This is a genomic window from Streptomyces sp. NPDC058964 (assembly GCF_042741275.1).
Classification (GTDB): Bacteria; Actinomycetota; Actinomycetes; order Streptomycetales; family Streptomycetaceae; genus Streptomyces.
The window spans coordinates 1-9,017 of sequence record NZ_JBHYKH010000374.1 but is presented as its reverse complement, the minus strand read 5'-3'; the positions used below and the strand labels follow the sequence as shown (position 1 = coordinate 9,017).

The following is a 9,017-nucleotide window of genomic DNA, read 5'->3' as shown; positions in this document are numbered from 1 at the left end:
GCCCTGGACCCTGCGGCGGGCCCGGCTGGCGAGCTGCCGGGTCGCGGCGGAGGTGCGTTCCACGATCGGCGCGATGTCGTCGAACGGCACCGCGAACATGTCGTGCAGGACGAACGCCAGCCGCTCGGCGGGCTCCAGCGCCTCCAGGACCACGAGGAGGGCGAGGCCGACCGAGTCGGCCTGGAGCGCCTCCTGTTCGGGGTCGGTCCGCGGCAGCGGCCGGATCACCGGGTCCGGGACGAACGTGTCGTCCATCGGCTCCTCACGGCGGGCGGCGCGCGAGCGCAGCAGGTCCAGGCAGACCCGGCCGACGACGGTGGTCAGCCAGCCGCCGAGGTTCCTGATCTCGTCGGCGTCCGTGCGGCCGAGTCTCAGCCACGCCTCCTGGACCGCGTCCTCGGCCTCCGCGAGGGAGCCGAGCATCCGGTAGGCCACGGCGCGCAGATGTCCGCGGTGCTCCTCGAACCGGTCGGCCAGGACTTCCCTGCCGCTCTTGCCGATGGTGCCGCTCTTGTCGTTCCGGTCGTTCATGGTGTCCCCGTTCGGTCGGCGTGGCCGGCTGGCGGCCGAACAGCTCGAAGGCGACCGCCGGCCGCCGAACCGCTCGCCCGTGACGGCGGCGATGTCGCGGCGCAGGGCGGTGCCGTACTCGACGGCCTCCCTCCCGGCCGCCGGTCCAGGCGGCGCCCGCCGCGGAGCAGCCGTACTCGGTCGCCGGGGCGCGCCACCACGGCGAGGGCGCGCCGCCGGCGGTCGGGCACGGGCTGGAGCCGAGTGGTCGTCGGCTCGGTCATGGGCGCAGACTATGCCGCCGATCCGGCCCCGCAACCGCTTTTACGTTTCGCCCGGTTGTCACGCCTCGTCGCGGGTCAGCGCGAGCAGCCGGTCGAGAACGCGGGGCGCGCCCGCCCGCAGTCCGTCGTGCTCGAACTCGTCGGTGACCCAGGTGCGCAGGCCGCGGATCGCGCGGGCGGTCCGCAGGGAGTGCTCGGTGTCGACGTACATGTCGTCGTGGTAGACGGCCGCCGCCACCGGGACCTCGTTGACGGCGAGGCGGGCCGGGTCGTACAGGGGCTGCCAGTCGGTGCGGGCGGCGAGCAGCCCGGCGGTGTCGCGCAGGGGGCGCAGGGCGGGGTCGGTCTCGAACATCCAGGGGTGGATGGTCTCGCCGGTGAACAGGACCGGCGCGTCGCCGGCGAGGGCCTTGGCGGCGTCGAACTGCGGGAACTCGGCGCGGATCCGTTCGGCGGCCCAGGACGTGGGGCGGGCGTCCTGGCCGTAGATCGGCTCGTGGAGCAGGGCGAAGAGCGGGTGGTCCGCGTGGGACAGCAGGCCCTGCGCCTCCTCCTGGAAGGCGTCGGACAGCTCGGTGCCGTGCGGGGTGCGGACGAAGGCGTCCTCCAGGAGGTAGTGGAGGCGGTGGCTGCCGTCGCTCGCGCCGAGCATGAGGCCGAGGGACTGGAAGGCCTCGACGGTGAGGCGGTAGCCGTTGGGCAGGACCACGTCGTGGCTCAGGAGGTGGTCGGCGATCCGGCGGGCGCGCTCGACGTCCTGCGGGTAGCGGGCGTAGTGCGCGGCGACCTTGCGCTCGATCCGCGGATAGGCGGCGCGGTAGACGTCGTCGGCGCGGGCGTCCAGGGACGGCAGGCCACCGGTGATCACCGCGCTGCTCAGGCCCTCCGGGGCCAGGGACAGATAGCTGACCGTGCAGAAGCCGCCGAAGCTCTGGCCGAGGACGGTCCAGGGCGCGCCGCCCGTCACCCGGGCGCGGACGATCTCACAGTCGCGGACGATCGAGTCGGCCCGGAAGTGGGTGAGGTAGTCGGCCTGCTCGGCGGGGCCGCCGCGCAGCGGGAGCGTCTGCCGGTTGGCGGGGGCGGAGTGGCCGGTGCCGCGCTGGTCGAGGAGCAGGACGCGGTAGTCCTTCAGGGCGCGGTCGAGCCAGGCCTGCCTGCCGATGAAACGGTTCGCCCCGTAGCCGGGGCCGCCCTGGAGGTAGACCAGCCACGGCAGGTTCTCGTGGGCCTTGTCGCCGGCGACGACCTCACGGGCGTACAGCTCGATCGTCTCGCCCTCCGGGTCGGCGTGATCCAGGGGCACGGTGAAGTGGCGGTCGGTGAGGACGACGCCGGGCTGGCGGTAGCTGAGGCTCAACAGGTCTCCCGGGACGGACGGATGGTCGCGTCCCAGTTCAGCACATGTCCGCCCGCCGTCCGACCCCCGGAATCATGGATTCTTACTGAACGCGCGATCAGCGGGTGCCAAGACTGGAGCGGCGCACCACGAGCTCCGGCTGGAGCACCACCCGCCGGTGCTCGTGCGCGCCGGGCCCGTGCTGCTCCTCCGTCTCCTCCAGGAGCAGCTCCGCCGCGAGGGCTCCCATGGTGACGGCGGGCTGCCGCACCGAGGTGAGCGGGACGGCCGCGGGGGCCCCGTCCGCGAAGGCGGCGGTGCCGCCGGTGGCGCGGGGGTGGGGGCGCGCGCTCCCCCCCGCGCGCCGCGCCCCCCCCCCCGCGCGCGCGCGCGCCCCCCCCCCCCCCCCCCACACATTTTGGCCCAGCCCAGCCCCGTCCTGATTGCCGGGTGCCCCCCCCCACCCCGGCCGCGTACATGGCCTGCAGGACGCCGAGGGCGAGCAGGTCGTTGGCGCAGAAGACGGCGGTCGGGCGGTCGGCGAGGCCGAGCAGGCGGGCGCCCGCGTCCCGCCCGGCGGCCACGTCGAGCCGTTCGGTGGGCAACTCGCGCAGGGCGTCGGGGCCCAGGCCCGCCTCCGCGAGGGCGTTCAGCGCGCCGGTGCGGCGGTCGCGCACCTGGTTCAGTCCGGGCGGACCGCTGACGTACGCGATGGAGCGGTGCCCGGCGTCCACGAGGTGGCGCACGGCCAGGGCGCCGCCCGCCACGTCGTCGACGGAGACCGAGCACTCGGTGGTGCCCTCGGCGACGCGGTCGACCAGCACGAACGGGATGCCGTGCCGGCGGAACGTCTCGATGTTGCGTCCGGTGGCGTCGGCCGGGGTGAGCAGCACACCGCGCACCCGCTGTTCGGCGAAGAGCGACAGGTACTCGGCCTCCTCACCGGCGTTCTGCGCGCTGTTGCAGACCATCACGCCCAGGCCGGCCTGTCGCGCCGCCCGCTCGGCGCCCCGCGCCACGTCGACGAAGAACGGGTTGCCCATGTCGAGGACGAGCAGGCCCATGATCCGGCTGCGGCCCGCGCGCAGCTGGCGCGCGGACTCGCTGCGGACGTAGCCGAGCCGGTCGATCGCGGACAGCACCCGGGCCCGTGTCTCGCTGGCAACGGTGTCCGGACGGTTGATCACGTTCGAGACCGTGCCCACCGACACTCCGGCGACGCGGGCGACGTCCTTGATACCCACCGACTGGGTCATCGGGCGGAGACCTCCAGGTGAACGAGGGCGGCGGGAGGGCCTTCACATTACCGTCACCGCAGCCCAGAACAGACGGTCAGGCAGGGAGTGCGAAATCCACGACATGGAGCGCCGAGGGGGTCGTGCCGTTCGACTTCTCCTGGTACATGAAGGACAGCACACCCTCCGCCGCGACCCGTGTCCCGTCGATGACGACCTCCCCGAAGGCGTTGAGGTCGCCGCCGTCGTACAGCGGCGACCAGTCCGTGTACCCGGAGGACTTCGAGGCGCCGGCGATCCGGCCGCGGGGAAGGATCGCATAGGCGTTGTCGTACCTGTCGAGGACCAGCCCGGTGCGCTGGCTGGAGTTCAGCGGGACGGGGATCTCGGTCTTCCGCCAGGTGCCGGCGGAGTCCTTGCGGAGGTGGAAGGCGCGGCCGTTCGCCGTGCGGTCGCTCACGTAGTCCGTGGTGCGGCGGCCGAAGCGGACGGGAACGTGGCTGATGATCGCGTGGGGCAGGCCGGCGGAGTCGGTGGCCTGGCTCTCCTGGTTCATCAGGCAGTGGTCGGGGCCGAGCGGGTCGACGACCAGGCCGGCGTCGGTGACCGTCACCGTGCCGGTGGTTCCGGTGGTGCCGACGAGCGTGCCGGCGTCGTTGCGCCAGGTGCGGCCGCGGTCGGTGGAGCAGACGTAGCCGGTGTCGTGGTTGGTGATGCCGCCGCCGCTACCCGTCACGGCGGCGCTGCGCTCGCGCCAGGTGAAGAAGGCGTGCAGCCGCCCGTCGACGTCGTAGTCGATGCCGTGCAGATACATGTTGCGGGCCGTGCTGGAGCCGTGCGGGCTGGTGTAGGTGCCGGTGGAGCCGGTCCACTCGCCCAGCTCGGTCCAGGCCGAGCCGTCGTACTCGGCGAGGGCGTTGCGTCCGTCGCCGGAGGTGCCGGCGCGGTAGCTGAGCTGGAGTCGGCCCTCGGGCGTCGCGACGAACTGGGGGTAGGTGAACCTCGGGGTGAGGACGAGCCCGTCGAGGGTCGTCCGCACGGCACCGAAGACGGACGGGGTCCAGGGGGTGGACGCGGGCGCGTCGAGGAGACCGGCAACCGACTTCACGTAGAAGAAGCCGTCGCTGTGCGAGTCCATGGTGATGTGCAGTCGGCCGTCGGCCCCGGAGACGCCCATGGAGATGACGTTGTGGGAGTCGTCGGCCTTGAGCCGGTGGGCGAGGGTGACCGTCGACCATGTGCTCGCGCCGACCGCGCGGCGGGCGATCACCGCGTCACGGGTCGCGGTGTACCAGGCCGCGTACTGGTGGCCCCTGTGGGTCAGCAGCCCGTTCTTCTGGAAGGAGTTGTTGTTGACCAGGCCGTCGTACGACACGAAGTAGACGGCCCGGCTGTCGAGCGTGGTGGTGCCTGTCCTGGTGACCGAGGGTCCGGGGTCCGTTCCCCGGACGGTGCCCGCGGCGGGGGCCGGGGTCACCGTGGCGCCGCGCACGGTGCCGGCGGGCAGGGTGCGTCGTCTCATGGGAGGTGTCTCCGGGTTCAGGCGAGGTGGAACACTTCGGTGAGGGGCTTCATGGCCTCGTCGGGCCGGGCGTCGTCCAGCGACTCGAAGAACGGCGCCATCTCCGCCTGCCAGCGGGCGTTGACGTCGGTGGCCTCCATGTCCGCGACGGCGGCGGCGAAGTCCTCGGTCTCCAGGTAGCCGACCAGCAGGCCGTCCTCCCGCAGGAAGAGCGAGTAGTTGTGCCAGCCGGTCGCCGAGAGCGCCCGGCGCATCTCGGGCCACACCGCGCCATGGCGCTCGCGGTACTCGTCGAGGCGGTCCGCCCTGACCTTCAGCAGGAAGCACACGCGCTGCATCAACGGCCCCGCCTCTCCTAGAAGTCGAACTGGTCGATGTTCTTGGCGTCGAACACGGTCGGCTTGCCCAGGTTGATCACGCCGTCCTTGCCGATGGTGTACGTGGTGCCGCCGGCCTTGAAGGTCTCGCCCTCCTTGCCGGTGATCTGCCCGGACACCAGGGCGACGGCGGTGCGGGCGGCGAGGTCGCCGAGCTTGGCCGGGTCCCACAGCTCGAAGGCGTCGACGGTGCCGTTCTTGACGTACTTGCGCATGTCGTTCGGGGTGCCGAGGCCGGTCAGCTTGACCTCGCCCTTGTACTTGGAGCCGGACAGGTACTGCGCGGCCGCCTTGATGCCCACCGTGGTCGGGGAGATGATCCCCTTCAGGTTCGGGTGCTCCTGGAGGAGTCCCTGGGTCTGCTGGAAGGACTGCTGGGCGTCGTCGTTGCCGTACGCGATCTTGACCAGCTTGACGTTCTTGTACTTGGGGTCCTTCAGCTCGTCCTGCATGTAGCCGATCCAGGTGTTCTGGTTGGTCGCGGTCTGCGCCGCGGACAGGACGGCTATCTCGCCCTTGTAGCCGATCTGTTCGGCGAGCAGCTGCACCTCGGTACGGCCCAGGTCCTCGGCGCCGGCCTGCGAGACGAAGGCGTTGCGGCACCCGGCGTCGGTGTCGGAGTCGTAGGTGACGACCTTGATGCCGTTCTTCATGGCCTGCTTGAGCGCGGTGCACAGGGCGCCCGGGTCCTGCGCGGAGACGGCCATCGCGTTCACCTGCTGCTGGGTGAGCGTGTTGACGTAGCTCACCTGGCCGGCGGTGTCGGTGGCGCTGGACGGGCCGACCTCCTTGTACTTGGAGCCCAGCTCGGTCAGGGCCTTCTCGCCGCCCTTGTCGGCGGAGGTGAAGTAGGGGTTGTTGACCTGCTTGGGCAGGAAGCCGACGGTGAGGCCCTTCTTGAGGGCGGCGTCCGGGTTGGCGGTGCCGGCCGCGGTGTTCGAGCCGCCGGAGTCCTTCACATCGTTCTTGGTGGTGCCGCCGCAGGCGGTCGCGGCCAGGGCGAGGGAGGTGACGGCGGCGAGGGCCACGCCGGCGCGGCGCAGGGAAGTCGTACGCATGACGGTGTCCTTCTGACGGGGTGAGTGGAGCGCCCCGCGGGGGCGCGGGACGGTTTCGATGTGCGGCTCCGCTGCGCGGGCGCGACCTGGCACGGCCGGCGGCGGTCTCGGACGGCCTAACCCGCGGAGCGCGCGGCCCTCGCGACGGTGATCTGGCGCGCGACCCGGGGGCCGAGCACGGAGACGACGAGCAGGACGCCGGTGACGACGATCTGCGACTGGGCGGAGACGTTCAGCAGGCTCATCACGTTCTGCAGCGCGCCGAGCAGGAAGACACCCGCGATCGCGCCGCCGAGCGTGCCCTTGCCACCGTCGAAGTCGATGCCGCCGAGCAGCACGGCCGCGACGACGGAGAGCTCGAGGCCGGTGGCGTTGTCGTAGCGGGCGCTGGCGTAGTGCAGCGCCCAGAAGACACCCGTGAGCGAGGCCATGAGGCCGGTCGCGGTGAACAGGATCAGCTTGTGGCGCTTGACGCGGACGCCGGCGAACCGGGCGGCCTCCTCGCTGGCGCCGACCGCGAACAGCGAGCGGCCGAACGGGGTGGCGTGCAGGACGACCACGGCGATCGCGAGCAGCACCAGGAAGGGCGGGAAGGCCTGGGGGACGAACGAGTTCCCGATGCGCCCGGCCGCGAAGTCCAGGTACTGCGTGGGGAAGTCGGTCACCGCGTCCGACCCGAGCACGATCTGTGCGATGCCCCGGTAGGCGGCGAGGGTGCCGATGGTGACGGCGAGGGAGGGCAGCCCGAGCCGGGTCACGAGCAGGCCGTTGACCAGCCCGCACGCCACGCCGAGCAGCAGGCAGAGCGGGATGATCGTCTCGATCGCCATGCCCTCGTTCCAGAGCCTGCCCATCACGGCGCCGGACAGGCCCGCGGTGGAGGCGACCGACAGGTCGATCTCGCCGGCGACGACCAGGAGGGTCATCGGCAGGGCGATCAGGGCGATCGGGAGGGTGTTGCCGATCAGGAAGGACAGGTTGAGGGCGTTGCCGAAGCCGTCCACGAAGCCGAACGAGAACAGCAGGAGGACGACGAGGAGGGCACCGACCACGGTGTCCCAGCGGACGGCGCGGGTCAGGGACTCAGGCATGGCGGGTGTTCCCCTTCTGCGTGGCCGTCCTCTGCGGGACCGGCTTCTTCGCGGCCGTCTTCTTCAGGGCGGAGGCCACCCGCAGCGCGACGATCCGGTCGACCGCGATGGCGAGCAGGAGCAGGACCCCGTTGATGGCCAGCACCCAGACGGAGCTGACGCCGAGGGCGGGCAGCACGCTGTTGACCGAGGTGAGCAGCAGAGCGCCCAGGGCCGCGCCGTACACGCTGCCGGAGCCGCCGGTGAAGGCGATGCCGCCGACCACGACCGCGCTGACGACGGTGAGTTCGTAGCCGGTGCCGGTGCCGGAGTCGACGTTGCCGAAGCGGGCGAGGTAGAGCGCTCCGGCCAGACCGGCGAGGCCGCCGCAGAAGGTGTACGCGGTCAGGATCCGCCTGCGCACCGGGATGCCGGCGAGCCGGGCGGCCTCGGGGTTGGAGCCGAGCGCGTACAGTTCGCGTCCGCTGCCGAAGTGCTTGAGGTAGTAGGCGGTGGCGACCAGCACGGCCAGGGCGATCAGGGCGAGCCACGGGACCGCCGAGATGCCGCCGGAGCCGAAGTCGACGAAGCCGCCGGGCAGGTCGGCCGCGGTGATCTGCCGCGAGCCGACCCAGATGGAGTCGATGCCGCGGATGATGTACAGCGTGCCGAGCGTGACGACGAGCGCGGGCACCTGGCCGAGGCTGACCAGCAGGCCGTTCAGGAGCCCGAACCCGACGCCGAGCAGGACGGCGAGGACGACGGCGACGACCGCGTTCCCGCCGCCGTGCAGGTAGGTGCCGGCGGCGAAGGCGCCGATGCCGAGCGTCGAGCCGACCGACAGGTCGACGTTGCGGGTGATGACGACCAGGGACTGGCCGGTGGCGACCAGCACCAGGATGGTCGCGTTGAGCAGCAGGTCCTTGATGCCCTGCTCGGACAGGAACTCGCTGTTGCCCAGCTGGGTGACGGCGATCATCACCAGGAAGACGACCAGGATGGCGAGTTCACGCATCTTGAAGACGCGGTCGACGAGCCGGGTGCCATTGGACGCGGGCACGTCGGCGACGGGGGTCTCGTTCGGGGCGGTCACCGTCATACGGCGGCCCTCCGGGCGGCGGTCGGGGCGGTACGGGCGGGCCGCGCGGCGGCTGTCATGCGGCGGCCCTCCCGGTGGCTGCGGCCATCACGGTTTCCTCGGTTGCTTCGGAGCGCGGGATCTCGGCGGTGATCCGGCCCTCGTGCATCACCAGCACGCGGTCGGCCATGCCGAGGATCTCGGGCAGGTCGGAGGAGATCATCAGGACGGCGACCCCGTCGGCGGCCAGTTCGCCGAGCAACCGGTGCACCTCGGCCTTGGTGCCGACGTCGATGCCGCGGGTCGGCTCGTCGACGATCAGCACCTTGGGGCCGGTGGCCAGCCACTTGGCGAGCACGACCTTCTGCTGGTTGCCGCCGGAGAGCGTGGAGACGGCGTCGGCGATCCGGGCGTACTTCACCTGGAGCCTGACCGCCCAGTCGAGGGAGCGGCTGCGCTCGGCGCGCCGGTCCATCAGCCCGGCCCGCACGGTCGTGCGCAGGCCGGTCAGGCCGATGTTCCGCTCGATGGACATGTCCATCAC

8 protein-coding genes and 2 pseudogenes are annotated in these 9,017 nt (G+C 72.0%); all 10 read right to left on the bottom strand.

The genetic code is table 11. The features are described 5' to 3' along the window. Positions 1-531: sigma-70 family RNA polymerase sigma factor (locus tag ACFW2E_RS33590; protein ID WP_384471705.1), on the bottom strand; the 531-nt coding region annotated here is incomplete at its 3' end. Positions 532-852: 321 nt separating this feature from the next. Beyond that, positions 853-2,154: an alpha/beta fold hydrolase gene (locus ACFW2E_RS33585; protein WP_384471702.1), complete on the bottom strand. Its 1,302-nt coding sequence runs from the start codon at positions 2,152-2,154 to the stop codon at positions 853-855. A gap of 97 nt (positions 2,155-2,251) precedes the next feature. After that, a pseudogene (locus tag ACFW2E_RS33580) lies at positions 2,252-2,431 on the bottom strand (substrate-binding domain-containing protein); the annotation flags it as partial. Positions 2,432-2,594: 163 nt separating this feature from the next. Further along, a pseudogene (locus ACFW2E_RS33575) lies at positions 2,595-3,389 on the bottom strand (LacI family DNA-binding transcriptional regulator); the annotation flags it as partial. 76 nt (positions 3,390-3,465) lie between these two features. After that, a complete protein-coding gene (locus ACFW2E_RS33570) occupies positions 3,466-4,890 on the bottom strand; it encodes a BNR repeat-containing protein (RefSeq protein ID WP_384471699.1) in 1,425 nt (474 codons plus the stop codon). 17 nt (positions 4,891-4,907) lie between these two features. After that, entirely contained in the window at positions 4,908-5,228 is a 321-nt protein-coding gene (locus tag ACFW2E_RS33565; RefSeq protein ID WP_384471696.1) for an L-rhamnose mutarotase, read from the bottom strand. Positions 5,229-5,245: 17 nt separating this feature from the next. Further along, positions 5,246-6,325: a rhamnose ABC transporter substrate-binding protein gene (gene rhaS, locus ACFW2E_RS33560; protein WP_384471693.1), complete on the bottom strand. Its 1,080-nt coding sequence runs from the start codon at positions 6,323-6,325 to the stop codon at positions 5,246-5,248. 116 nt (positions 6,326-6,441) lie between these two features. Beyond that, on the bottom strand, positions 6,442-7,416 hold the full coding sequence (locus ACFW2E_RS33555) for an ABC transporter permease (protein ID WP_384471690.1): 975 nt from the start codon (positions 7,414-7,416) through the stop codon (positions 6,442-6,444). Further along, the gene (locus ACFW2E_RS33550; RefSeq protein ID WP_384471687.1) at positions 7,409-8,494 is read right to left on the bottom strand and encodes an ABC transporter permease; all 1,086 of its coding nucleotides are present in this window, start codon (positions 8,492-8,494) and stop codon (positions 7,409-7,411) included. Before ACFW2E_RS33550 ends, ACFW2E_RS33555 begins: the two co-directional genes overlap by 8 nt. Before the next feature lie 55 nt (positions 8,495-8,549). Further along, positions 8,550-9,017: ATP-binding cassette domain-containing protein (locus ACFW2E_RS33545; RefSeq protein ID WP_384471685.1), on the bottom strand; the 468-nt coding region annotated here is incomplete at its 5' end.